The sequence below is a fragment of the uncultured Psychrobacter sp. genome, assembly GCF_947488565.1.
Taxonomy (GTDB): Bacteria; Pseudomonadota; Gammaproteobacteria; order Pseudomonadales; family Moraxellaceae; genus Psychrobacter; species Psychrobacter saeujeotis.
Map to the genome: position 1 here is coordinate 313,492 of NZ_CANKZC010000003.1, position 25,944 is coordinate 339,435.

The 25,944-nt window shown below is 42.0% G+C and carries 21 protein-coding genes and 2 tRNA genes; 9 read left to right on the top strand and 14 right to left on the bottom strand.

The window, feature by feature from the left end; all coding sequences use genetic code 11:
* Positions 1–127: 127 nt before the first annotated feature.
* The 4 genes from Q0890_RS08470 (at position 128) to Q0890_RS08485 (ending at position 6,938) form a co-directional block, all read left to right on the top strand.
* A complete protein-coding gene (locus tag Q0890_RS08470; protein ID WP_299219472.1) occupies positions 128–1,366 on the top strand; it encodes a PQQ-dependent sugar dehydrogenase in 1,239 nt (412 codons plus the stop codon).
* Positions 1,367–1,647: 281 nt separating this feature from the next.
* Positions 1,648–3,300, top strand: a complete 1,653-nt coding sequence (locus tag Q0890_RS08475) for a BCCT family transporter (protein WP_299219474.1) — start codon at positions 1,648–1,650, stop codon at positions 3,298–3,300.
* Positions 3,301–3,457: 157 nt separating this feature from the next.
* A complete protein-coding gene (locus tag Q0890_RS08480) occupies positions 3,458–5,086 on the top strand; it encodes a BCCT family transporter (protein ID WP_299219476.1) in 1,629 nt (542 codons plus the stop codon).
* A gap of 199 nt (positions 5,087–5,285) precedes the next feature.
* Positions 5,286–6,938: a BCCT family transporter gene (locus tag Q0890_RS08485; protein ID WP_299219478.1), complete on the top strand. Its 1,653-nt coding sequence runs from the start codon at positions 5,286–5,288 to the stop codon at positions 6,936–6,938.
* 101 nt (positions 6,939–7,039) lie between these two features.
* Here the strand turns inward: Q0890_RS08485 and Q0890_RS08490 are convergent, their stop codons facing one another.
* From Q0890_RS08490 to dnaQ, 8 genes are all read right to left on the bottom strand, one after another.
* Entirely contained in the window at positions 7,040–7,381 is a 342-nt protein-coding gene (locus tag Q0890_RS08490) for a hypothetical protein (protein WP_299219480.1), read from the bottom strand.
* A gap of 276 nt (positions 7,382–7,657) precedes the next feature.
* Complete coding sequence (locus Q0890_RS08495; protein WP_299219481.1) at positions 7,658–8,038, bottom strand: DUF3144 domain-containing protein; 381 nt, start codon at positions 8,036–8,038, stop codon at positions 7,658–7,660.
* Between the two features lie 34 nt (positions 8,039–8,072).
* Complete coding sequence (gene metK, locus Q0890_RS08500) at positions 8,073–9,239, bottom strand: methionine adenosyltransferase (RefSeq protein WP_299219483.1); 1,167 nt, start codon at positions 9,237–9,239, stop codon at positions 8,073–8,075.
* 254 nt (positions 9,240–9,493) lie between these two features.
* On the bottom strand, positions 9,494–10,189 hold the full coding sequence (gene nth, locus Q0890_RS08505) for an endonuclease III (protein ID WP_299219485.1): 696 nt from the start codon (positions 10,187–10,189) through the stop codon (positions 9,494–9,496).
* Positions 10,190–10,284: 95 nt separating this feature from the next.
* Positions 10,285–11,163 (bottom strand): RnfABCDGE type electron transport complex subunit B, encoded by an 879-nt coding sequence (locus Q0890_RS08510; RefSeq protein WP_299219487.1) that lies wholly within the window; start codon positions 11,161–11,163, stop codon positions 10,285–10,287.
* Positions 11,164–11,300: 137 nt separating this feature from the next.
* Positions 11,301–12,296, bottom strand: a complete 996-nt coding sequence (gene nudC / locus Q0890_RS08515) for an NAD(+) diphosphatase (protein ID WP_299219489.1) — start codon at positions 12,294–12,296, stop codon at positions 11,301–11,303.
* 61 nt (positions 12,297–12,357) lie between these two features.
* Positions 12,358–14,037 (bottom strand): hypothetical protein, encoded by a 1,680-nt coding sequence (locus tag Q0890_RS08520; protein ID WP_299219490.1) that lies wholly within the window; start codon positions 14,035–14,037, stop codon positions 12,358–12,360.
* A gap of 129 nt (positions 14,038–14,166) precedes the next feature.
* Positions 14,167–15,783, bottom strand: a complete 1,617-nt coding sequence (gene dnaQ, locus Q0890_RS08525) for a DNA polymerase III subunit epsilon (protein ID WP_299219492.1) — start codon at positions 15,781–15,783, stop codon at positions 14,167–14,169.
* A gap of 328 nt (positions 15,784–16,111) precedes the next feature.
* Between dnaQ and Q0890_RS08530 the strand changes: the two genes are divergently transcribed.
* Together Q0890_RS08530 and Q0890_RS08535 are read left to right on the top strand one after the other, a co-directional pair.
* Positions 16,112–16,675, top strand: a complete 564-nt coding sequence (locus tag Q0890_RS08530) for a hypothetical protein (RefSeq protein WP_299219493.1) — start codon at positions 16,112–16,114, stop codon at positions 16,673–16,675.
* A gap of 81 nt (positions 16,676–16,756) precedes the next feature.
* Positions 16,757–17,062, top strand: a complete 306-nt coding sequence (locus tag Q0890_RS08535) for a hypothetical protein (protein ID WP_299219495.1) — start codon at positions 16,757–16,759, stop codon at positions 17,060–17,062.
* Between the two features lie 128 nt (positions 17,063–17,190).
* Here the strand turns inward: Q0890_RS08535 and Q0890_RS08540 are convergent, their stop codons facing one another.
* Positions 17,191–17,646 carry a YkvA family protein gene (locus Q0890_RS08540; protein ID WP_299219497.1) on the bottom strand — a complete coding sequence of 152 codons (456 nt, stop codon included), beginning with the start codon at positions 17,644–17,646 and terminating at the stop codon, positions 17,191–17,193.
* Positions 17,647–17,943: 297 nt separating this feature from the next.
* On the opposite strand from Q0890_RS08540, the gene Q0890_RS08545 reads away from it, so the two are divergent.
* Both Q0890_RS08545 and Q0890_RS08550 read left to right on the top strand, forming a co-directional pair.
* On the top strand, positions 17,944–19,179 hold the full coding sequence (locus Q0890_RS08545; protein WP_299219863.1) for an LD-carboxypeptidase: 1,236 nt from the start codon (positions 17,944–17,946) through the stop codon (positions 19,177–19,179).
* Positions 19,180–19,728: 549 nt separating this feature from the next.
* Complete coding sequence (locus Q0890_RS08550) at positions 19,729–20,079, top strand: hypothetical protein (protein WP_299219499.1); 351 nt, start codon at positions 19,729–19,731, stop codon at positions 20,077–20,079.
* Between the two features lie 279 nt (positions 20,080–20,358).
* Here Q0890_RS08550 and Q0890_RS08555 read toward each other — a convergent pair.
* From Q0890_RS08555 to Q0890_RS08570, 4 genes are all read right to left on the bottom strand, one after another.
* A tRNA-Leu gene (locus Q0890_RS08555) sits at positions 20,359–20,445 on the bottom strand.
* A 124-nt stretch (positions 20,446–20,569) separates the two neighbouring features.
* Positions 20,570–20,643: transfer RNA gene (locus tag Q0890_RS08560), tRNA-Cys, on the bottom strand.
* Positions 20,644–20,854: 211 nt separating this feature from the next.
* Positions 20,855–20,989: a putative transporter small subunit gene (locus Q0890_RS08565; protein ID WP_299219501.1), complete on the bottom strand. Its 135-nt coding sequence runs from the start codon at positions 20,987–20,989 to the stop codon at positions 20,855–20,857.
* A 99-nt stretch (positions 20,990–21,088) separates the two neighbouring features.
* On the bottom strand, positions 21,089–22,762 hold the full coding sequence (locus tag Q0890_RS08570; RefSeq protein WP_299219503.1) for a sodium:solute symporter family protein: 1,674 nt from the start codon (positions 22,760–22,762) through the stop codon (positions 21,089–21,091).
* 1,013 nt (positions 22,763–23,775) lie between these two features.
* Here Q0890_RS08570 and folD point away from each other — a divergent pair.
* Positions 23,776–24,657 (top strand): bifunctional methylenetetrahydrofolate dehydrogenase/methenyltetrahydrofolate cyclohydrolase FolD, encoded by an 882-nt coding sequence (gene folD / locus Q0890_RS08575; RefSeq protein WP_299219866.1) that lies wholly within the window; start codon positions 23,776–23,778, stop codon positions 24,655–24,657.
* Between the two features lie 59 nt (positions 24,658–24,716).
* Here the strand turns inward: folD and corA are convergent, their stop codons facing one another.
* Positions 24,717–25,931: a magnesium/cobalt transporter CorA gene (gene corA / locus Q0890_RS08580; RefSeq protein ID WP_299219505.1), complete on the bottom strand. Its 1,215-nt coding sequence runs from the start codon at positions 25,929–25,931 to the stop codon at positions 24,717–24,719.
* Between the last annotated feature and the right edge of the window lie 13 nt (positions 25,932–25,944).

A 25,944-nucleotide genomic window follows, 5' to 3' on the forward strand; every position in this document is an offset into this window, starting at 1 on the left:
TAGTACAAAACTGACCCCTTACTTGCAACAGCAGGTAAGGGGTTTTTTTATTTAAAAACATAATTTGTACCTTGACGGTGTTTTCACTTGCTATATTAGATAAAAGCACATCAATAGGGAGAATATGATGACAACCATTACTAAACGTATCAATGTACCTTTGAGCATAGTAGCGTTACTATTTAGTGCCTCTGCTTGCTCTAACTCAACCACCTTAAACACTGATACAACGCCCCCAACCATAAAAGCGTCTGATGATGCTGCTAATAGTGCGCAAAAAAGCACCAACAAACCTGAATTTACGACTAAAGAGTTTGCGACCTTCAATGAACCATGGGCAATGGCAGCGCTACCAAAAACAGCCAATGACCCTCTCAAACTACTTGTGACCCAAAAAACAGGTGAGCTCTTTATCGTTGATACTCAAACGAGCAATAAGACACAAGTCGATGGTGTGCCAAGTGTGGCATATGGCGGACAAGGCGGTCTTGGAGATATTGTGTTAGCGCCTGATTTTGCAACGAGTAAGATGGTATATATCAGTTATGTTGAAGCAGGTGACGGTCCCGACAACAATACATTTGGCGCTAAGGTCGTTAAAGCCAAACTTGTAGGGCTAGACACTGATTCACCAAGTTTGCAAGCTATCACGCCTATTTGGCAGCAAACGCCAAAAGTAAAGGGTCAAGGTCATTATAGTCATCGATTACTATTTTCTCCTGATGGACAGTATTTATACATCAGTTCAGGGGAGCGTCAGAAAAAGGATCCTTCACAGGATATGACCGTTAATTTGGGTAAAATAATTCGGTTAAATGCTGATGGGTCTGTCCCTAAAGACAATCCATTTGCTGGCAATACTGGCAATATTGCTTCACAGTTTTGGACAATAGGCCATCGTAATGTACTTGGTATGGCATTTGATGAGTCAGGCAGATTGTGGGTCAATGAGATGGGACCTCGCGGCGGTGATGAGTTTAATCTTATTAAAAAAGGCAATAACTATGGCTGGCCTGTGGTTTCTAATGGCCGTAACTATTCGGGTACTGATATTCCTGATCACGACACCCGTCCTGAGTTCGAGCCGCCTAAAATCACATGGACACCGGTTATTTCACCCTCATCTATGAGTATCTATAGCGCTGGTAATCAAAACAATTTTCCAGAATGGCAGGGCGATGCACTGATGAGTGGTTTATCATCCAAAGCTTTAATCGTAGTCGATATGAAAGAGACAGGCGATGCGTCTGAGCGTTATCGTTATGATATGGGTGCTCGTATTCGTAACGTTCTGACAGTCGATGGTGAAGTGTGGGTATTAGAAGATGGCGATAGCGGTAGATTGTTACAACTCTTGCCAAAATAAGAATATGCCTCTTTATTTGATTTATATAACTTTGCATATAGGTGCTGCGATGATTCCTAATTGTTAGCATATAAAGGAGTAGAGTGAGTTAAGACACATCTGTAATAATAAGAGATATTAATGCTTAATTCTTACTATTATTACTTTTTTTAAACTGGTTATAAGGCATTAATCCGCAGTATTGCAGTCAGTTGCAAACTTGTAAGTAGTTGAATTAGATTTGATAGTTAAGAAATATCTTGTTATTGTGTGCCTCACAGGAAATTAAGGTAAATTTACAGATGGATCATGTAAAAGTTGAGAGATTGGGACCGTTTCCGCGAGTGAGTAAGCCTGTTTTTATTACGTCAGGTATTTTAATCGTCGGTTTTATTATCTTTGGAGTGCTATTTACTGAAACTGCTGGTACTCTTTTTGGTTTTTTGCAGGGTTTTATTACTGATAAGTTTGGCTGGCTTTTTATTCTATTAATGAACTTGGCTTTAGCGTTATGTATTTATTTAGCCATGAGCCGTTATGGTGACATTCGTTTGGGTCTCCAAACAGAGGCACCACAATATAGTCTATTCTCATGGATCGGCATGCTGTTTTCTGCTGGTGTTGGTATTGGTTTGATCTATTGGGGCACCGCTGAGCCTTTATACCACTTTATGGCGCCTCCATTAGGTGAGCCAAATAGCGTAGAGACGGCTAAACAAGCTATTAACTTTACCTTTTTGCATTGGGGATTACACGCTTGGGCACTGTACGCGTTTGTTGCATTGTCTCTCGCCTATTTTCATTATCGCCGCGGCTTACCTCTATCAATTCGATCAACGCTCTATCCGTTATTAGGTAAAAAGATCTTCGGTCGATGGGGGCACGCTGTCGATATCCTAGCAGTATTTGGGACAATGTTTGGTGTTGTAACATCTTTGGGTCTGGGGGTTTTGCAAATAAACTCAGGACTTGAGAAGTTATTTGGTACGCCTAATAGTTTAACAGTACAAATTGCTTTAATTGCTTTTATAACGGTTTTAGCCGTTATTTCTGTGTTAATGGGTTTGGATAAAGGTATCAAACGCCTAAGTGATATCAATATCGGACTGACAGCCATCTTACTTGGCTTTATGGTTATTCTAGGACCAACGTTATTTATCTTCGATAGTTTCCTTGAAAACGTCGGTAACTATTTATCAGTGTTTGTTCCACTAGGACTGTGGGGCGAAGCTTATGAAGGTCAAGAAAACTGGCAGTCTTCATGGACGATATTTTACTGGGCGTGGTGGGTAAGTTGGGCGCCATTCGTCGGTATATTTATTGCCCGTATTAGTCGCGGCCGGACCATTCGTGAGTTTGTGTTAGGGGTCATGTTAATACCAATAACAATCTTGTTTTTTTGGTTTACGACTTTTGGCGGCGTTGCTATTCATATGGAGTTGCTTGCTGCTATTGATCCTGCATTGGCTAGTCCAGGACTCGTTGAAGCGGTACAAGCAGATTTTGGTAGTGCCATCTTTAAGCTGATCGAGTACTACCCGTTAACCAAACCGATTACTTTTATAATTGTCATTATGATTGTACTTTGGTTTGTAACATCATCAGATTCGGCAAGCTTTGTCATTGATATGCTAACAGCCGGTGGCGATACCAATCCGCCAAAAATTCAGCGCTTATTTTGGGCAAGTACAGAAGGCGTCATAGCTGCAGTTTTACTTGCAGCCGGTGGACTAAGTGCTTTACAGGCAGCAGCTATCGTAGCAGGTCTACCATTTGCTTTAGTCGTATTTGTGATGATGTACGCGCTACTACGTGGTTTAAGTAGAGATCAGTTGATACTGTATAGAGCTCAACAGTATTACATTACTGCAGAATCAGCAGATCATAATACGGCGAACGAGTTCGTTGATGAAGATCTATTGGAAGGTCCGCCTAAGATTGCTAAAGGTGACTAATCTATATTACCTGTTATCGTTATTGTTATTATTAGAATTTTCATACACAGATAGCCCTCACATTTAGGGCTATTTTTATGCGGTTATATATATTTTTAGGTTTGATAGGTTGTTTATATCCAAACATAGTGGCACAACTCTATTTTAGGAAGGTATTATGAGTGAACTCAAAATTGGTCGTCTAGGACCTTTTCCACGAGTTAATAAGCCTGTTTTTATTGCCTCGGCAGTTTTGATCGTGGGTTTTATTATATTTGGCGCTCTGTTTCATGAGCTGGCTGATTCAGTATTTGCTGCAGCACAGGGTTTCATTACTCGGCGATTTGGCTGGCTATTCGTTATTTTAATGAACGTGGCAGTGGTGCTAAGTTTATATTTGATTTTTAGTAAGTATGGTGACATCCGCTTGGGTCATCAGACCGAAAGGCCACAGTATAGTCTGCCATCTTGGATTGGCATGTTGTTCTCAGCAGGTATTGGTATCGGTATCATGTACTGGGGCACCGCAGAACCTGTTTATCACTTTATGGCACCACCTCTTGGCGAAGCTGAGACAGTAGAAGCCGCCAAACAAGCAATGAACATCTCGTTCTTGCACTATGGTATCCATGCTTGGGCCATTTATGCCATCGTGGCGTTGTCTCTGGCATACTTCCACTTTCGCCGTGGTCTGCCACTCTCTATTCGCTCAAGTCTGTATCCATTGTTGGGCAAAAGGATTTATGGCGGGTGGGGCCATGCTGTTGATACGTTGGCTGTATTCGGTACGATGTTTGGTGTCGTCACTACCTTAGGTTTTGGTGTATTACAAATCAACTCAGGGCTTGAGGGATTGTTTGGTTTACCAAATTCGGTACCCGTACAAATTATCCTGATTGCTTTTATTACTATGCTCGCCTGTGGTTCTTTATTAATGGGATTGGATAAAGGCATTAAGCGTCTTAGTGACACCAATATTGTTTTGACCTTTGTACTGCTAGGGTTTGCTTTTATCATGGGCCCAACTCAATACATCATGGACAGCTTGGTTGAAAACGTCGGTAACTATGTACAAAATATCGTTCAATTAGGCTTTTGGAGTGAAGCTTATAGTAAGGGCGATTGGCAGTCATCATGGACTATTTTCTATTGGGCTTGGTGGATTAGCTGGTCACCATTTGTTGGCGTGTTTATCGCTCGTATTAGCCGTGGTCGTACCATTCGTGAATTCTTATTAGGCGTCTTGTTTATTCCTATGGTTATCCTGTTTTTCTGGTTCACAACCTTTGGCGGTGTGGCTGTAAATATGGAGCTGATTGGCAATCCTGGATTCATTGAAGTGGTACAAAATGACTACGGTAATGCTATTTTCAAATTAATGGAGTTTTATCCATTTACGCAAGCCACAACGATGTTAATCATCATCATGATTGTTTTATGGTTTGTGACCTCTTCAGATTCAGCAAGTTTTGTGATCGATATGCTAACTGCGGGTGGTGAGACCAATCCGCCCAAGATTCAGCGTCTATTTTGGGCGATAACTCAAGGTTTTGTGGCTGCTATTCTACTGGCAGCGGGCGGTTTGGGTGCCCTACAAGCGGCTGCTATCGTGGCAGGATTCCCGTTTGCCGTTGTCGTCTTTGTCATGCTGTACGCTATGATACGAGGATTCAATCGTGATGAGCTTATATTGTACCGTGCAGAGCAGCGCTTTATCACGGAAGAGTCGGTCGAGCATAATACGGCTAACGAGTTCGTTGATGAAGAACTATTAGAAGGACCACCTGAGATTGCTAAGGGTGATTAAAGCATAATATAAAATTGCACGTCGCTACACAAAACCTCAATCTATTCGTAGATTGGGGTTTTATTAGTTAATAAAGTAGTGATTAGAGTCAGGCTACTTTCAAACTTTTCTTAATGAGAACTCAACCGTAACGACACTGCGTTTGATAAGTAGGCAATATCTTGATAGGGTATCGTTTTTTTTAATTTTGGAAAAATCTATGGATCACGTTAAAGTTGGTCGATTGGGCCCTTTTCCAAGGGTAAGTAAACCAGTATTTTTGTCTTCAGCGATTTTAATTATTGCGTTTATTATCTTCGGTGCCTTTTTTAATGAGCTGGCAAGCGTAGTGTTTGGGCAAGCAAAAGCGTTTATCTCAATTCGTTTTGGCTGGTTTTTTATCATGGTAGTCAACTTAGCCGTGGTCATGAGTATCTATCTAATATTTAGCCGATATGGTGATATTAGGCTTGGACATCAGATGGAAAAGCCGGAATACAAACTCATCTCTTGGATTGGAATGTTGTTTTCAGCGGGTATCGGTATTGGTTTGCTTTACTGGGGTACGGCTGAGCCGTTGTACCACTTTATGGCACCGCCACTAGGCGAAGGAGAGACGGTTGCATCTGCCAAGCTTGCGATGAATATCTCGTTTTTACATTACGGTATCCATGTGTGGGCGATTTATGGCATGGTGGCTTTAGCATTGGCTTATTTTCACTATCGCCGTGGTTTACCACTCTCCATTCGCTCAACGCTTTATCCATTATTAGGTCAAAGAATCTATGGACGTTGGGGTCATACTGTTGATACGTTGGCTGTGTTTGGCACAATGTTTGGGGTGGTCACAACCTTAGGCTTAGGTGTGTTACAGATCAACTCTGGTCTTGAGAGTCTATTCGGCATTCCTAATAACATTACAGTGCAGATTGTCTTGATTGCAGTTATTACCGCGCTTGCTGGACTGTCGCTATTGATGGGACTGGATAAAGGTATTAAGCGTTTAAGTGACATCAATATTTTTCTGACTATTGTGCTATTGAGCTTTGTGATTATCTTAGGCCCAACGCAGTTTATATTTAATAGTTTTGTAGAGAATATCGGTAATTATCTGCACCAAGTTGTTCCGCTAGCCTTATGGACAGAGTCTTATGAAGGTCAAGAAAACTGGCAATCTTCATGGACAATCTTTTATTGGGCATGGTGGATCAGCTGGTCACCGTTCGTTGGCGTATTCGTCGCCCGTATTTCTCGTGGTCGCACGATTCGTGAATTCATATTAGGGGTGTTACTGATTCCGGTTACCATATTGTTCTTATGGTTTACAGCATTTGGCGGGTCGGCAGTGCACATGGAGCTAATGGCTGCAGTCAGTCCTGACATTGCCAGTCCTGGACTGGTTGAGGCAGTACAAGCAGATACTGGTAGTGCTATCTTTAAATTGATGGAAACCTATCCCTTTACTCAAGCAGCAACTGCCTTAATTATTGTCATGATCGTACTATGGTTCGTGACCTCATCTGATTCTGCCAGCTTCGTCATCGATATGTTGACATCGGGCGGTGATACCAATCCACCTAAGGTTCAGCGCCTGTTTTGGGCAGGGACTGAAGGTGTGATTGCAGCGATATTGCTAGCAGCGGGAGGACTTGGGGCATTGCAGGCCGCAGCTATTGTGTCAGGGTTCCCCTTTGCTATTGTCATGCTGGTCATGATGTACGCGCTACTTCGCGGCTTGAGCCGAGATCGTCTGGTGTTATATCGCAATCAGCAGTGGTTTGTCACTGAGGAATCAGCAGAACATAACTCAGCAAACGAGTTCCGTGATGAACATTTGCTAAAAGGTCCTCCTAAAGTTACCAAGTCTGATTAGTAAGATTGTAAAAATGATGCGAATAATAAAAAACCCCAGTTTATAAATAGGCTGGGGTTTTTTATAAGTATAACGCTAGATTTTTTAAGGCTATTAAAAGTTTAGATACATTTCCCTGGTACATAACCTATCGCTGCAGTTGTGCCACAGGCTGAGCAGGCATTACCTGCCGTACGATAACTGACTACCGAGCCAACTTTAGTAGTAACGCAAACAGGGTCGTACTGCATGGTACACATGTTTTGCTCTGGGTTGTGAGGCGGGCACTTAGTAAACAAATCGTTGCTAGGCGCTGGTTGAGCAGTAGACGGTGTATGAATCGAAGTGCTATCAGGCTCGGCGACACTCGGTATATTACTACAGCCTGCTATTGTTATCGCTACAGATATTACAAGTGACGACAAGCATGAACGCCAAGAGGTCCAAAAACTATTGTTAAACATAATATGTCCTTATTTATGAGAAGCATAATTTATGAAAGTCGCAATTTATAAAAACTACAACATCCTGTTGTAGGGGATGAGCTAATAATCGGTTATATAGCAGACTATTCTGCTATATTTGCTTTTATAAGTTAAAGATGGCCTAAGCTTAAATAGCCTAAGTTTCCTAAGTACTAGTCTAATTGTAGTCAGTCATCTGTTAAAAAGATAGCCAATAAAAAACCCCAGCCTATTTATAGGCTGGGGTTTTTATTTTCGGATTAGATAATAGGGTGTTTATTTAGACGACTTATCATCTTGATTGAGCTGAACATATTTATCGAAGTTTTGTGCATAATCAGTCAAATTGTCACTTAACATCTGACGGTACTGCTTAACGTAAAACTCTACGATATCGTCTTTTTCTTTTGCAAAGTCATCACCCTTTACAAAACCAATAGAGGCGACTGAAGCGCTATAACGCGCAGCTGCATAAAGCAATGAAGCGCCGACTTGACCTGAATGAGCATCAGGACCCAATTGGCTGTTTGCAACACCAATGATGGCATCGGCTCGCTGATAAAATGCCTGCATTTCAGGGGTGATTTCCGCCAATGCTTCAGCATTGTCATTTACATTGTGATTTTGAGCGTTGTTATCAATATTATCTTGAGACATAAGCGACTCCTATTGAGTGTATTTGAATATAGATTTATAGACCTGCATCTGCTTTTAGCAATTCAGCTTTGTCTGTTTTTTCCCAAGTAAAGGCAGTCTCAGAGCCAACGCGACCAAAATGTCCAAAGGTTGCTGTGCGTTGATACATAGGCTGGAGTAAGTTGAGCATTTGCGTGATGCCATAAGGACGCAAATCGAAATGCGTGCGAATCAGGCGAATGATCTCTTCAGAGCTGATTTTACTTGTACCAAAGGTATTTACCGAGATAGAGGTAGGTTCAGCGACCCCAATCGCGTAGCTCACTTGTACTTCACAGCGCTCAGCCAATCCTGCCGCGACGATGTTTTTGGCGACATAACGTACCGCATAAGCGGCGCTGCGATCAACTTTTGAAGGATCTTTACCACTGAATGCGCCGCCACCATGACGAGCCATACCGCCGTAGGTATCGACGATGATTTTACGTCCGGTTAAGCCTGCATCACCGACAGGACCACCAATGACAAACTTGCCAGTTGGATTGATGTGGTAGCGAGTACCAGCATGCAATAGATCGGCTGGCAGTACTTGTTTAATGATAGATTCCATGACGGCTTCTTGCAGATCTTTTTGCGAGATACTTGGGTCATGCTGAGTAGACAATACCACAGCATCAATCGCAGTCGGACGATTGCCATCATATTTTAAGGTAACTTGTGCTTTGGCATCTGGACGTAACCAAGGCAGATCACCGGCTCGGCGTAGCTCAGACTGACGCTCCATAAGACGATGCGCAAACTCAATAGGAGCCGGCATTAATACTTCGGTTTCATTACTAGCATAGCCAAACATTAAGCCTTGATCACCAGCGCCTTGCTCTTCTGGGCTGCTACGATCGACACCTTGAGCGATTTCAGGTGATTGCTTACCAAGCATATTAATAACCGCACAAGTCTCACCATCGAAGCCAAGATCTGAGTGATGATAGCCGATACCATTGACCGTATCACGTACAATACGTTCTACATCAATATTAGCAGTAGTCGTCACTTCACCTGCTAGTATGACGGCACCAGTTTTGACCAGCGTCTCGCATGCTACGCGAGCTTGGATGTCTTCACGTAAAATGGCATCAAGAATGGCGTCTGAGATTTGGTCAGCCATTTTATCAGGATGGCCTTCGCTTACGGATTCAGATGTAAATAAGTTGTATTCACGCATAGTTAGATCGCTTAATTGCAAGGACTGTCGTTACTAAATCAGTCATAATTGAATGTTAACGGAAAATAAGAGGCAAAAGTGAATCAAAAAATTAGCACATTTTACCGTGAATCGAGTGAAAACTCTAGTGTCAGCTATGGTTGCTAACAATCGTAGAAACCAACGAGCTAGCTAAATTTTTGCCAGTGGTTATCTGTAGCGTTTTTATTTAAGTTGAAGTGACTCTATTAGACAACATTAGCTACAAAGAATTGTTAAATCTCTACAAACGCGGCTTTATCTTTAAACATACATTCTTCGTAGACTGGACAGGCTCCGCATTTGGGAGTACGCGCTTGACAGGTATAGCGCCCATGCAAGATGAGATAATGGTGAGCGTCAACTAGTAAGTCTTCTGGAATACGCTCGACCAGATTTTTCTCTACTATTAATACGTTTTTACCAGTAGCCAATCCCGTGCGATTGCTAACACGGAAGATATGCGTATCGACTGCCATTGTTGGTTGTCCAAAAGCGGTGTTTAAGACCACATTAGCGGTTTTGCGTCCGACCCCAGCGAGCGACTCTAAGTCTTTACGGTTATCAGGTACCGTGCTGTCAAACTTCTCTATTAAATCGCGACAAGTTTTGATGACATTTTTGGCTTTGGCATTGTATAAGCCAATATTTTTGATATAAGATTTTAGTCCTTCTTCACCCAATGCCAATAGGGCCTCAGGAGTATTGGCAATAGGGTATAGCTGCTGGGTTGCGATATTGACGCTCACATCAGTCGCTTGTGCAGAGAGTATGACTGCAATAAGCAGCTCAAAATTATTACTGTAGTTTAATTCAGTAATGGGATCGTCAATAGTAGCAGCCAGCTTTTCAAAAAATGGTCGCACATCACGATTGGGCAATCGTCTTGATGGCGGTGTATCTGCAGTTTTATGCTTAACAGTTTTGCTCATGATATATGGGTAATCTTTTGATAGCTATTGATTAAGATGGATACTGAGTTAGAACAAACAAGATGGTATAGCCAAAACTCTCTTTGAGACTAAAACTATAATTGAGACAGCTGTTCTTGCAACGTGGCCAACTCAGCGCTTTTTTTCGGATTAGGACGGACGCTCAGCTGTTTTTCTAGTTTTTTGATTTTGGTACGTAGTTTTGCGGCAGCAATCGTGTCTTTTGCTTGCTGCTCATCGATATCAATCGCTTGTGCGCTGGCGTTATTTAGCTTGGCCTCTACCATACTGACGACAGGTCTACTGTTATTACTATCCGCCAGTTGCTCGGTGACGCGCCTAAGGTGCGTATGATAACGTTGTCGCAGCTCATTTTGTTCCTGCGTGCGTTCTGCTGCTGACAATTCACGCTCAATAGGCACAAGATCGATACAGTCAACAGGGCAGGGTGCAATACATAGCTCACAACCAGTGCATAAGTCTGTAAAGATCGTATGCATATGTTTGCTAGTACCGACGATGGCATCGACCGGACAGGCAGGGATGCATTTTGTGCAACCGATACAATCATCTTCACGAATGATGGCGCGTACTTCGTGCGGACGCTCAGTCGTGGGGTCTATTGGCCACTTTGATGGTACAGCACTCAAGCGTTTTGGCTCGTTACTTGAGTCTTGGCTTTGTGAAAAGACCGTATCTAAAGTAGCATGATCTGCGACTAAAATATGGCCAATGGCATCACTGACAGGTTGTCCGCCAGGTACACATTTATTATGCGGTTCACCATTTACAACGATAGCGGTAGCATAAGGCAGACAGCCATCAGGATGATCGCAAAGACCGCATTGTGTCTGGGGCAGGCACGAGTCAACATACGCAATTTGCTGTTGTGTGTCAGCTGGCAGCGTCTCTAAAGTTAATGTATCAAACAGTATCGGCAGGTTTGTTAGACGGGTATGAATATTACTGGGCATTTAATCAAAGGCCTTAAAACTGGCGTAAAGAATTAGCGAGAGATACTATTGGTCGTGACTAGCATAGATAATCTATCATAAAAGAGGATTGTTCATAATGGCATACTATTGGTTACACACGAATATATTCTATAAAGCTAAAGTATTATGCCTTGTTCGTGAGCAATTTGTGCAATTAAATCGTAAGCAATACTGCCTTTAAAAGGTATCTTTGGTAAGTTTGAGATATCAAAGAAGTCGGCGTGCGAAAGCTCATCTTCTTGTATGACTATCTCACCGCTTGTATAAGACGCTCGAAATCCCAACATTAAGTTTGAGGGAAACGGCCATGGTTGACTGCTGACGTAGCGAATGTCAGTCAAGCAGATACCTACTTCTTCAGCGACTTCACGTACTACCGCATGCTCTAAGCTTTCACCCACTTCTACAAAACCTGCAATCAGTCCATACTGAAGATGCGTACTTGGTCGACCATAGCGGTGATGGTGTGCCAAGAGTATTTGCATCTCGCCGGTTTGTGGGTTTGGACGAGTGATGGCTGTGATGACACAAGGTTGTACTCGTGGATACTGGCGTAAGCGGCAGACCGGACAGACCATCGCACGCTCACCAAATTTGGCTACCGTAACCGACGCGCTGCAGCGACTACAAAACTGAGTATCTGCTTGCCAGCGTAGCAATTGTATCGCTTGACTCAGCTGCGTAGAGAGCGCTGCTGGTAGCTGGGTGATAAGTTGCCTATAAGTAATAAAGTCTATCTTTTCAGTACCAGCTGATGGCGTCTGCAATGCGGTTGACTTATGAGAGTCTTCAGTTAAGTGAGGAATAGCAATGCCGTGAGTTTGCGCATAATCGTAAGTAATGGCAATGGTAGCGGGTACATCATTGCCATCAATCGACTCGGGATCAGTATTCAACTCTTGTAATTCACCTGTCTCCCAGTGACTTGCTGCTAAGCTTGCCAGTAACTCAACACGGCCAACCTGATAAAGCTTAATTAATGACTCTGCTGCTTGGTCTTTTGTAACAGTATCGTTTTCAATAGCCAAAACAGGCACTTGCACAGGCCACCAGCCTTTTGCAGTATAGCGGCACAGTACAGTCTCGTTATCAATTACAAAAGCGGTGGTCATAAATAGCTATCCAAAGCAGCAAGAGGGTTGATAAAAAGTTGCTTATATTTATCTGCAACGATTAAGCGGCAAGTAGTTGGCTCAAACTATCCTGAGCAACATCCAGTGATTTTTTGCTCACAGGATGATTGTTCTCAAAACCATCCAAGCGATAGTCTACTGCCATAAGTACATCAGCTATATGAGCAAGTGTACGATCATCTATACTTTGACCACTTTCAAGACGTTTTTGCATATTGATGGTCAACTGGCTAAGCATATTTGCAGGTGTAGGCAATTGTAAGAAGCGTATTGCACCCGCAACTTGATGTATCAGATCAGGTATATTTTCAAGGTTAAGCAGGTCGCGATTGTCATCCAATAAATAGTCGTTAATTGCTTGCTCTGCACTTGATATGGCCGTACGACTCTCTTGTACCAACGTATCATAGGCCGTATCGATTTGATGTAATGAGATATGCTGACTGTGCGTTGCCAAATGAATAGCGCCTGGCGTGTGTATTTTCGCCATCGCGTTCGAAGCATTCTCGGCATGCATTAGCGCCAATAGCAGAGAGTCAAACTCATCAGGGGCTGGCGTTTGCCATTTTGCTACAGCTGAGGCGACATTTTTAAGAGAGGTTGCTGCATCAGCCAAACATAATAACTGCAGTACTGAGCTCAGCTCTGTAAGATCGGCAGCTATTGAGTTTACTTGTGCCGCCGCAGGGCTAAGCGTGTCACCGCGGGCATAACTATCAACTTTTTCTTTGATAGTGCTGATTTGGTTTTGAATAATATCATTTAGCGTATCAGTAATGGCACGGTTTGGTCCAAACAAGAAGCGCTGCATTTGTTCAAGCTGTGATGACTCAAGCCGATTATTTGCATACTGAATGCGTAGCTTTTGCGCTTGTTGATTGTCACGCTGACAAGCAAAACTTACTAGGTCTGCAAAACGGGCATCCATGATTGGCAAATAGCTATGAAACTGCTGCTCTAAGTAGATTAGTGTATGTTTTTGACTAGCGTTTAGCGGTAATATGTCTTTGATATCTGTGACAATAGCCGTTGCCGCTTGCCAAAACAGGCTATCAGTATGGGCGGCAATCACTGCACAAGCGGCACTCATAGCATCTAATTTTTGCTGGGTATCCGCCGTTAGTGGTGCATGTTTGGCAAGAACGACATTTAGACCGCTGCGATAAGCATTGGTGAGTAAGTCGCTATCCAAGCTTAACTCGCTTAATGGTTTAAAGTTCTGTTCAGGATTGGCAATGATGACGCTGCTGCTACCAAAGTCAGAAAAACAATCGGCATCGATCGTATCTTGCTGACTGTGAGCATAGAGTTTGTTAATAATTGGTAAGAGTAGAGTTGGCTCAACTGTCTCGGTCAATAGTACAAACTCGACATAACGATCAAGTGTCATGATCGCCTCTGATAGATCCATAATCAAAGCGGTGTCGCCGTTATTATTGTTGTCATAAAGCTGTTGTAGACCTTGTGCGATGGCTGTACTTAACAGCTGTCCGCCAGTTAATGCAACCAATTCAAAAATACAAGACAGTTGTGTTAACACACTAATAGAGTCTAATAATAAAGAGACTTGTTCTTGATCATCGTTAAATTCGCTAAGATGATTCTCAGTATCCTTTAAAATGACTGTAATCTCATTATGAAGCAGATGTAGAGAAGGTAGGTTAAAGTTAGTAATACTAAGGGCAGGGGTGGTCAATATTGTTTGCTCAGACTGGCTCATAGTTTTTTTCCATAAAATATTGATAGAGTCGACTTTAACGGCAGATAATTATTGATAAAAACAGGCTTTTTAGTATGTTATTAGATATTTAACGGGCGCAAGCCCATTAATCATGCGCAGTAACGCGCTCTACCACTGCGATAGCCTAGCGTTTAAATCAGGATAATCTTCTGCTAACCCTGCAAACCAGTTTTGATTAGCATGGTTGTCTACGGTTGACTCTAGCAATAAAGATGCCAAATTCGCAAAATTAGCATGAGCGGTGTTTCCACCCTCTGTTTGAGTATCTTCTTCGATTGCTAACGTTACCTGTCCACCCGTCATGGCCAGATAAACTTCAGCTAAAATCTCCGAATCCAACAAGGCGCCGTGAAAAGTACGATCTTGCTTACCGACATCCAATCGGCGCACCAAAGCATCTAGCGTATTTTTTTGTCCAGGGTATTGCTGCTTTGCCATTAATAAAGAGTCAGTCACTTGTACACGTTCGGCAAAGTCTGTCAGACCCACTTTACCAAACTCCATGTTCAAAAAGTTCATATCAAAAGTGGCATTGTGAGCGATAATTTCTGCGCCATCCATAAAATCATATAACGACTTAGCAACCTGATCGAAGGTTGGCTTATCTGCCAAAAAAGCTTCAGAGATACCGTGAATACGAATGACTTCTTCATCCATACCGCGCTGCGGGTTGATATAAACATGGAGTTTTTCGCCCGTAAACTTACGACCGACCATCTCGACAATACCGACTTCAATCACGCGGTCACCTTTGAGAGGGTCAAGCCCTGTCGTCTCTGTATCCATGATCAGCTGACGATTGGGCTCGTGTCGATGAATAGGCTGTGGTAGTAGCGGACGAAAGTTGGGGTTGGCACGACCAGTATCACCATCGAATTTTGGCAAGTCTGCTGATACGTTGGTTGTATCGCTGTGTGCATTCGTCTCATTTGATATCATGGTATTGATACTCACTGGCTGCGTAGTATTATTTAATTGTTTGACTGATACAGACTTTGAGTCACTGTTATCTGACATCTCATTTAAAGAATCTTCGTATAACAATTCTTCGTCTGAATCCTCATCCATCATATTAAAGCCTAACGGGTCATCGTTTAACCAATCATTGGCTTTTTTTTTAGCAGTGTCATCGTCGTTAAGTGCAGAGTTATCGACAGAATGTGCGACAGAGGGTTGCTCGCTGCTAGACGTGACGCCTAGATTGGCCAGCTCATCTGCTTTTTCGTTACCCGCGTGCCCAGCGTGACCTTTAACCCAGTGCCAATCAACATCGCGTGCTTGACAAAGCGTATCCAACTGTTGCCACAAGTCTTGATTGGCTACAGGCTTTTTGCCCGCAGTCTTCCAGCCGCGCTTTTTCCAGCCTTCAATCCATTGGGTAATACCGTTTTTGACATAGCTTGAGTCGGTCCAAATTTCAAGCTTTATATCTTGAGGACTGTGTTCCAAAGCTTTTATCGCTCCCATCAGCTCCATACGATTATTGGTGGTTTCTTTATCGCCACCGTACAAATCTTGCGTATGGCCATCGCTAAAAATAAGGTGCGCGCCCCAGCCACCAGCGCCAGGATTGCCTTTACAAGCGCCATCTGTATAGGCGATTGTGGTATTCGCTTTTACCGCCAATGGATTGGTCGTATTTTGCTGGCTTATGGTCGATACATTTGCAGGTGTGCTGGCAGATGCAGCAGAAGGTGAGGATGATAGAGCAGGATTGTCTGACATAATGACCTAAAAGCTTAATGGATAATCAACTTATAATAAATGGCGACACTCTTAACTACATAAGACTCTTGTCGTAGAGGACGTTTAGTCGTTATCTGTGTCTATACTATCGTAGATTGATTATAATGTGATTGAATAACTGCGCTCAATTATAGCAAATACGGGGCTCATATGCGCCATCGCTTGCCATAAAACTATAAAACTAAATATCAAAACAGTAAGGGGGTGGTTTTCTGTTAAAATGAGTGGGATAAGGACATGACATTACTTGTCAGCTAAAGCGGATTTATCTATATCACAGTCTCTTTTAACGTAGGATAATATTATCATGTTCAATCGCTCAAACGTTATGGGTCATAAGTTTAGGATGCTTGCCATCAGTGCTATGACCATTAGTGCATTGCTATTAGTAGGTTGCGATGGTACCAGTACGACTACAGAAACAGAGGCTGCAAAGACTGAGACGGATTTGTCCGTATTTGAAGGTTGCTATACGGTTAGCAATGATGAGCCTGCCCAGATTAAGGTCAGTCAGCAAGAAGGCAGGTGGGTTATGCAAATGAAAGAGCCTGCGACTGCCAAGCGGGTGTGGGACAAAGCTGAGCCACTAGAAGTTATAGCGAATAGCGAGATACCCAATTTTTTCTCCATTGACCCTGACAATGTTGACGCAGTCATCGGTCGTCCTGATAGAGTGCTGGTCATGGCACATGTCAAACCTGTTTATGCCAATATTGATCCTTTGCTTGATAGTGAGTATTTGTCTTATATCTATAAAGGGGCCAATACGATTTATCAGGTAGAATGTGATGAAGTTAATACGGACATCTTGGCCAACCCACATGCCAATATTATTATTGATAATGTCGGGCCAAGCACTGAAAGCCTTTAACTATAGGCAGCCTTTAATAATAAATATAGCGTAGTCAAAGCAGAATATCTTGCCAGTCATTAAGCAATAGAGTTAGATTATATGAATTTTTTGAGTTATGTCGTCTTGGGTGGATTGTCTTATGCCGCTGGCTGGGCAATACGTACATATGTACTCGGTAAACAACCCAAACCCGCGCAGCCCTATGGTCTAAAACATCCTGTCATCTTAGGATATCTGGGCGCGTTTTTTATTGTTATGCTCGTTATCTCTTGGCTGATTGGACGCTATCTACTCGGACATGTCACGATTGATCTGCCCTTTATTATCATTAATAGTCTTGTTGCCACGTTTGTTTATTCGTTCGGTCTTAACCCAGAAAATGCCAATTATGAGGTACCTGATTGATGGTTAGTTATCACTGACTAATGATGGTTTACTAATTTTAAGCTTAATGTGCAAAAAAACACGGTCAATGATGAACGCATTGACCGTGTTTTTATGATTAAAAATACTATTGAGCACTATTTTAATAATTAGGATTTTTTCTTATCTTTTACATTTTTGTCTTTATTATCAGACGCTTTACCTTCAGAATTTGCATCATCTTTAAACATGGAATCTTTGGACATTGATTGCTCGTTTTTCCAAGCTTTATATTTGTTCAAGTCTTTCTCCATCAATCTTAGGCAAAACCCAATTACCAAGGCATCATCAACTTGACCAATAAAAGGTATGAAATCTGGAATAATATCAATAGGGTTTAGGACGTACAACAACCCAACCACTGCCGCTGAAATAGTTTTATAAGGTATATTGCGATAATTACCTTGGTAATAATCTTTTACCAAGCTCATCAGTAGCATCAAATCTTTCGCATAACGCTCAAGACCGCGATCCTTATCGACTTGATCCTTTATGCTGTCTTCTTTACTTAAGATGAGTTTAATATTGTCTAAAAGCGACTTATTATCTTTTTCTTTATCAGCCATACTAGCGTTCCTATCATTATTGATGAATTATTTCTTACCATTTACTATAACAAGAGTAATGGTAAGTACCAAACATGGTTGTTTAACAATTTGTTGTCGTTGTAATAGGCCATGGTTATAGGGTTATGCAACCCTTGTCGCTATTAAAGCTGTCAAACTGCGATATTATTTATATAAAGTTAATGTTAAAAACGTTGATAATTAAGCCATTGTTCTAAAACCATTATTTTAAAATAAGTTTTGAGGTAACAGTTCAGTATGCGTACAGAAAATCCGACTCTTTTACAACAAACTGATATGACCACTGCGGCTGATAAGGAGCTTAGTCGCCGCCAATTCTTATGTCGCTTAGGGGTGAGTACAGGGGCTAGTCTACTTGCAACTCAAGGTATCGCTCAAGGCTTAACGATTAAAGCTGCAGACAAAACGAGCGATCAAAATAGCAGTATGCCGCTGACCAAAGATGATCTGCCGACGGCGTTGCCAGAGGGTAATCAGTCAATAGCGTCCAAATCACATTGCATCAATCCTACTATTGAGACGCGTCTATTTGCTAGCTCCAACGTTGGCGGTAATCATGAGCGTAACCAGTTGGCGTTAGAGCGCCTGGCTTGCGCAGGTTTTGATGTGCACAATCCTGCTATAACCGAACGACAATATTTGCGCTTTGCAGGAACGGACACGCAGCGAGCCAGTGATCTACAAAACATTGCGACTGGCGCGATTGCCGCACCCAAACTGCTCATGGGTGTACGCGGTGGCTATGGCGCAATGCGTCTGCTGCCATTGATTGACTGGCAAACGCTGGGACGAATTATGAGAGAGCAGGGTACGATACTAACAGGCTTTAGTGATGTCACTGCTATTCAATGTGCGCTACTCGCTAAAGGGCAAATGAGCTCGCTCGCAGGCCCCATGCTCTATAGCGAATTTGGCAAAACGACCCCTGATGAAGTCAGTTGTCGACAATTTGTAGAGGCACTGACGAATCCTGATCTGAACATTAGCATTCAAAATGCAGATTTGACCAGTAAGCAATTACCAGCGATTCTGGCGACTGATAAGACTCAAACAGTCACGGGAACGATTTGGGGCGGTAATCTGAGCGTGATCTCAGCGCTGGCAGGTAGCGAGTACTTGCCGCGTATTAAAGGCGGCATTGTATTTTTGGAAGATGTGGGGGAACAGGCTTATCGTATTGAGCGCATGCTCTATGATTTGTATTTAGCAGGGGTGTTCCAGAATCAGCAAGCAATCGTGTTTGGCTCATTATCCGGCGCAGGTAAGGATAGCTACGATAAGCGTTACGATGTGGCCACGGTCATACGCCAATTGCATAAGCTGACTGGACTACCTATCTATAATGGCATGAGCTTTGGGCATATCAGTAAAAAACATAGCTTTCCACTCGGCGCGACCTGTCAGATTACGCCAGCGACAAGTAAAACTGACGGTTATACATTGAATTTTACAGATTATCCAACTATCGAGCCAAATAAGGTTAATGTCGAAGGGTTATGGCAGGTTATATAGTGTGATCGGGTGGACTTTGATCAATAGATTAACATTTGCTTTACAGAAAGTATTACTTATATCTGTCAAGATTAATTATTCTTCTATTACAAGGATTTATGATGATGTCAAACGCCAAAAAAACAAACTTTTCAGCTCCTTCTGTTCATTACAACACTACTTGCAGCTGTGAAAAATGCGGATGTACCAGTCCATCAACTTGCAAAAAATGCAATATGTGCGAAAAATGCTGCCAGTGTAATTAAGTTTAATAAGCAATAGGTAGCGAGTAAGATTGCAGAGTGCTCAACCTAAAATTATTAAACCGTCTAACTCTAAGAGTCAGGCGGTTTGTTTTTTCTACTTAACAAAGATAACTATATAAGAGGCAAAATAAGGGACAAGATCATTTAGGACATGTAAAAAGATAATAAGCATACCTAGTGGTTTTGTTAAACGATTAATCAAAACAAACAAAAACGATTGGTTAGTAATAGCAGTTAATATTTAAATGACATAGAAAATAGTACTTACCTTGAATTGATGGGTATTATAATAAGGAACATTAAAATGAAAAATTCAGTATTGAATAGAACCTTGCGAAATAAGCTATGGGTGGCAGTATTAGTAAGTCTTATCGGACTAAGCGCTTGTAGTAATGAAGCAGAGGAAAAGGCCGATACTAATAATACAGAATCTAGTGAAATGACGCCAGTGCAGACAGATAGTGACACTGAAGCTAGTGTTAGTACTTCCATAAATGAAGCAGAAGGTACAGACAGTACAGATGATGACGCAGGGGGTACAGCATACTATTCTGGTGTAGACAGCGTGGAAAATGAGCAAAAGGCTGTTGATACGGCTACTGTAAACGAAAATAACTCGAACTTAGATAAAACAGCAGCAGAAGGATTACAGTAATATAGCTTTGTCTAGTATGTAATATATATAGTAAGAGCGTGTTGTGTCTGATGGTTATACAAAAATATTAGCAGATAAGCAACTGTTTATTATCTTTATTGAAAGTAGGCGCGACCGCTATCTATTTATCGCATCGATTTGCTGTATATTTATACATAGTAATGTACATGATGCATGGATTGAGATAGATAGAGCAGGACAGTATAGGACACTAGATACAACAAAGCCCCTGATATCAGGGGCTTTGGCTACTCTATGAGATAGCATAGAACTATATAATGGTACCCGGAGCCGGACTTGAACCGGCACGCTCGTTAGAGCGAGGGATTTTAAATCCCTTGTGTCTACCAATTTCACCACCCGGGCAAAACTTGTTTTATCTACAATGTGAACTAGCTGATAGACCATCTAGTTACTAGATAAGTGGTCGCTATTATAAGCGGTTGTGCTAATAATGCAAGCCTAAATTAACGTAAAGTTAATAAATAATTGGAGGCTGGAGTCGGAATCGAACCGGCGTTAACGGAGTTGCAGTCCGCTGCATGACCACTCTGCCATCCAGCCAATCAAGGTGGACTATATTAGCAAAAATAATTTAAATTACAAGTCATTTTTTAGCTAAAAATAAGTTATTTACTAATGTAAGTCGATTTAAGCATTATTTAAAGATATTTGAGCAGTTATTATCTTATCAATAAGTGTTCAGTTGATGATAAGACCAGAATGCTGCAACACCTTTTATAAGCGTTGCAGCTAAACTTGTCCAATAATCTGTTTATAAGATGTCTTTGTTATTGCGTTTGGCTTTTTTGATGTCACGATAAGTTGCAGTACAAATCAAAACCAGTACACCAAGCGTAATCGCAGGCCAAATTAAAATATACAAGCCATAAATAAAGACGTTGTCCATGATATCTCCTTATAGTAGTTATAAATATGGTATTTAAGAGCAATCAACGGTCAGCTATCTACCGACCATCGTTGCCTAACCATCATTACCTAAGATGATCTATACTTTCGCATTTGGTGTTTTTGATACTTTGGCTTTTTTATCATAGTCACCAACACGCTTTTTAATCAGATCAAAATCAAAACGTTCATTGCCCATTAGACTGACGATGACACAGACGATGGTACTAGCGCCATAAGCCGTTAGTGAAGCGAGTAGGACCATATATTGACGTAAGAAGCCAGTAGCGAAAATGAGCATCAGTACCAGCGTAATAGCTGCTGCTAACATACCAATCTTACGGCCCAAAAAGCCAAATACCATTAGCCCGATCACAACCGCGGCTCCAACACTCGCCAATACTTCAAAAAACAAAGCAACGTATCCGGTGATTGGCAATAGTTCAAAGCGAGCAATACAGAAAAACAGCAAACCGATAATGACCGCAGAGGTAAAAGCGGTATTAGTCACACGATTCCAAAACACACTGGCTATCACAGGGAAGACAATCGCACCCCACAATGCACCTACGAATACCAACATCACTAAAATATCTAGCTTAAAGCTAGCAAAGATCAGACCAGCAGCAGTGGCAATAATCATGGTACTACGACCAACCAGCATCATAGTCTTAGGTTTAACTTTACCTCTAGCGATGTTCTTACCATATACATCTGCCATCATAATGGTCGATAATGCCGACAAGTCTGAATCAGCAGTCGATGACAATGAGCCGATGACCAAGATAAAGAACAAGGCGATAAAGACAGGATGCAAATAAGTACTGACCATCTGCGGGATCAGGTTGTTCATATTGCCATCAAGTGGTTCGATACCAATGGTCAAGGCCATTAAACCGATCATACCAAGACCGATGACGATGCCTGCATAGCCAACTGTAGCAGTGACAAACGTCGCTTTGATCTTGGTTTTGTCAATCGCAAATAAGCGCTGCGTAATGGTTTGATTACCGATAGCATAAGCCAATACGGCGACAAAATAAGGCGCACCTTGCTGAAAAAATGCCTCAGGCGAAAAGAAGTTCTGTTGCTCAAGCGTCAAGTTGGATAGTCCGCTGACCATAACTTCAGGCCCACCCATCGCAAATAATACTGCCGGAATAATAACGATACCAATAGCCATCAAAGCGACTAATTGGGCAAAGTCAGTGAAGACTGAGGCGCGAAACCCTGAAGTTAGGGTATAGCTCAGTACTCCGACACCCGCAATAATCACCCCTGTTTGGAACGATAACGGTGATAGTACCGATACCAACGCCCCAGCCGCAGTGAAATTGACCATCAAGCTAATTAAGCTGCCCATAAGGTTGGATATGGCTAAAATTAATTGGCTTGATGAGCCATGACGAGCGTGAATAAGTTCGCCTAAAGTATGTCCATCAGGGGCAAGCTCACGAAAGCGCATGCCAAAAGGGTAGATGAATAAAATCATTAGCGCGCCCCAAAAGCCATAATGTATCGGCCCTGAAACGCCATATTTATAGCCAGAAGTAGCGGCGGCATAAAACGATGCTGCCCAAATCCAAGTAGCAGTCATACTGGCTGCACCCATACCAAAACCGACACCATGGCCTGCGACCATAAAACCCGACGTCGTCTCTTTGTCTTTTTTAATCAACAATGACAATAAGTAAGTGCCGCCATAAAACGCTAACAACAATAAAATAATGGTTAACGATGAAAATTGGAACAATGACTCAGTTTTCAAATTCATACCTCGAGATTGTTTTAGATAAAAAAGTTGGTACTACAATTTATAGTCCCAACCAATTATGAATTTAGTAATCAGACTAATACTATGAATACCACAAAATCTGTTGTTTCATTAACAGTCAGTTAGCAAAACATGCGATGAGGATGCTACATACCAAGGATCAAACATCGGATAATATGATATATAGCAAACAGTAGCCCCCAAATGACTGGCGTCTAAAAATGGGGTTGCCATCACGCTCATATAGTCACATGTCATAGTAGATGTTACAGATGAGTACTTATCAACAAAGTACTAACGAACACGAAGTAATAACCACTACTTCGCATTAGATATAGACAGCTAAAGTCGGCACTCGTTTTTTATTCAAGATTTTTAGAAAAATCGAAACTTTTAAATATATGAATAACGATGTGAGAGCTCTGTAACTGCCATAAGCAAGTTGGCTAAATGAAACTCTGGCCAATAGCGCGTGAAAACATGTAAATAGCGTTTGACTCCATTTGAGTCTATAACTGATGTTTTATACTATTCACAAATAAAACTTACCCATAAAACGACATTCGTGTTAAATATAAGTAACATTTACGTGTCACAAGAGTAACACTAATAAGCCTTGAATCTCAAGTTTAAGAGTGATTTTTGGCTTTAATGACTGGTGACTGCCAAGTTTTAGTCGCAAGTGATAAGCTTATCTACGTTAATATGTCTTACAAGAACATATAAGAATTTGCAATATTTAGGAGGTAATCTTTATTGCCGACTGGGCTTTTAGTCGCAAAATAGGTACAATATCTTGCTTAGTACGGTGTCTGCTCTTTAGAAAATTTATCGGTAAAATTGCTATCTTAATTATGCCAATGATGTGCCCAATTTGGTATATATACGCTTATAGTAAGCCGCGGCTCGCTTATGTTTACTGAGCAAAATAATGGCCGACACTGTGTCCTCTTTTTCTTATTGCTTTATTCATTGGAGTTACCATGTCAAATGCCTCGTCAATTGAAACGACGATGACGTCAGATAGCCAATCTGCCACCTTATTAGACGGCAAAGCACTTGCTAAGCAAATAGAGCAAGAACTGCGTACACGCGTAGATAGTATCAAAGACAAGACTGGTCGTACGCCAAGTTTGGCAACGATATTGGTTGGTGATGATCCTGCTTCTGCCACTTATGTGCGTATGAAAGGTAACGCCTGTAAGCGCGTCGGTATGGACTCTATTCGAGTTGAGATGCCAAGTGCGACAACCACAGAGGAGCTTAAGGCCAAGATAGACGAGCTTAATAACAATCCAGATGTCCATGGAATATTGCTCCAGCATCCTGTCCCTGATCATGTTGATGAGCGTGCATGTTTTGAGCAGATTGATTTGGCAAAGGACGTTGATGGGGTGACGTGCTTAGGCTTTGGTCGTATGGCAATGCAGCAGTCTGCTTATGGTTCATGTACACCGCAAGGCATCATGCATTTATTGGAACACTATAATATAGAGCTTGCAGGTTTGGAGGCAGTGGTCGTAGGACGTAGTGCCATCTTGGGTAAGCCAATGGCGATGATGCTATTAAATGCCAACTGTACAGTAACCATGTGTCATTCAAAAACGCAGGATTTGGCTGAGCATATTAAGCGTGCTGATATTGTCGTTGGGGCTGTAGGTGTGCCTGAGCTGATTAAAGCAGAGTGGATCAAAAAAGGGGCAGTAGTGGTCGATGCAGGCTTTCATCCAACCGACAATGGCGGCGTCGGCGATATTGAATTGAATGGCATAGAGAATATTGCTAGTGCTTATACGCCTGTTCCAGGTGGCGTAGGTCCAATGACTATTAATACATTGATTCGTCAAACAGTCGATGCAGCTGAAAAGTCAGCGGGTTTAGATGCTCAGAAATAGACTGAACGATATGATAAAAAAGGCTGCTATCTAGTAGCCTTTTTGTATATCAACTTATCTTACAACCATTTTAGTCTTTTAAAATTATAATACAGATAACTACATAAGGCGATGATAAGTCCCATGATCACAAGGTATGAGTACTTCCAGTGTAGCTCGGGCATAAAGTCAAAGTTCATCCCATAAATACCAGCGATGGCAGTCGGTACGGCTAAGATACCCGCCCAAGCAGCAAGCTTACGTACCACCTCGTTTTGTCCCATATTTACCATCGCCATATAAGTATTCATCACCACACTGAGCATCTCGTTCAAACCATTAATAGCGTCTAAAGAGTGGAGTAGATGGTCATTGACATCACGAAAGTAAGGTTTTGCTGCTTGCGAAAATCCAGAGACCAACTCGCTTTTTTTGTGATTGATAAAAAAACTACAGATGTCTTGTACGGGCAAGATAATTGCGCGCATATTTACCAGTTGCGACTTGAGCTCATAGAGGTTTTTTAACGTACTTTTATTAAACTCATAACTAAAAACATAGCGCTCTTGCTCACGCAAATAGCTGCCTAGACGATCAGTGACTGGCATATAGTTATCAACGATAAAATCGAGAATAGCGTGCAATACAAATATGGGCCCCATGCGTAGCTTTTCAGGGCGACGGTTGCAGTGCTCACGTACGGGTGCATAGGAGTTGGAGGGTCCATTACGAATCGTAATCAGATAGTTTTTACCCATAAATATGGCAGTAGTACCATAGCGAATAATATTGTCTTCTAATTTGGCTGTACGTAGCACCACAAATACCATGTCGTTGTCATAGTTTTCAACTTTGGCGCGCTGATGATCGGCAAACGCATCTTCAATTGCCAGCTCATGTAAGTCAAAGGCATTTTGGACTTTAATCATGGTCTCTAAACTGGGATCATACAGTCCAAGCCAGATAAACTGACCACTGTTGCTAAGCGCACGACTGACGTCATTGAGCGCCACTTGGCTCAGTTGCTCGCCTGTCTTACGCGAATAAGCATAACAGTTGACCACTTCGTCATCGCTGGACAAATCAATGTCTTCATAGCGCTCAGAGTCAGGATCATACACCGTCATGGTCTCAATAGTGTCTTCAGCAGTAGCATCTACATCCCCGTAAATATAGCTATCATAACTATTTAGATAAGGGTGACTGTCGCTGATATCAGAATAGATACGACTAATATTAGAGTCAGGTGTAATGCGGGTGTTCGTCTTAATAGATAGATCGTCATTACGGTCCATACACCCTCTCTTA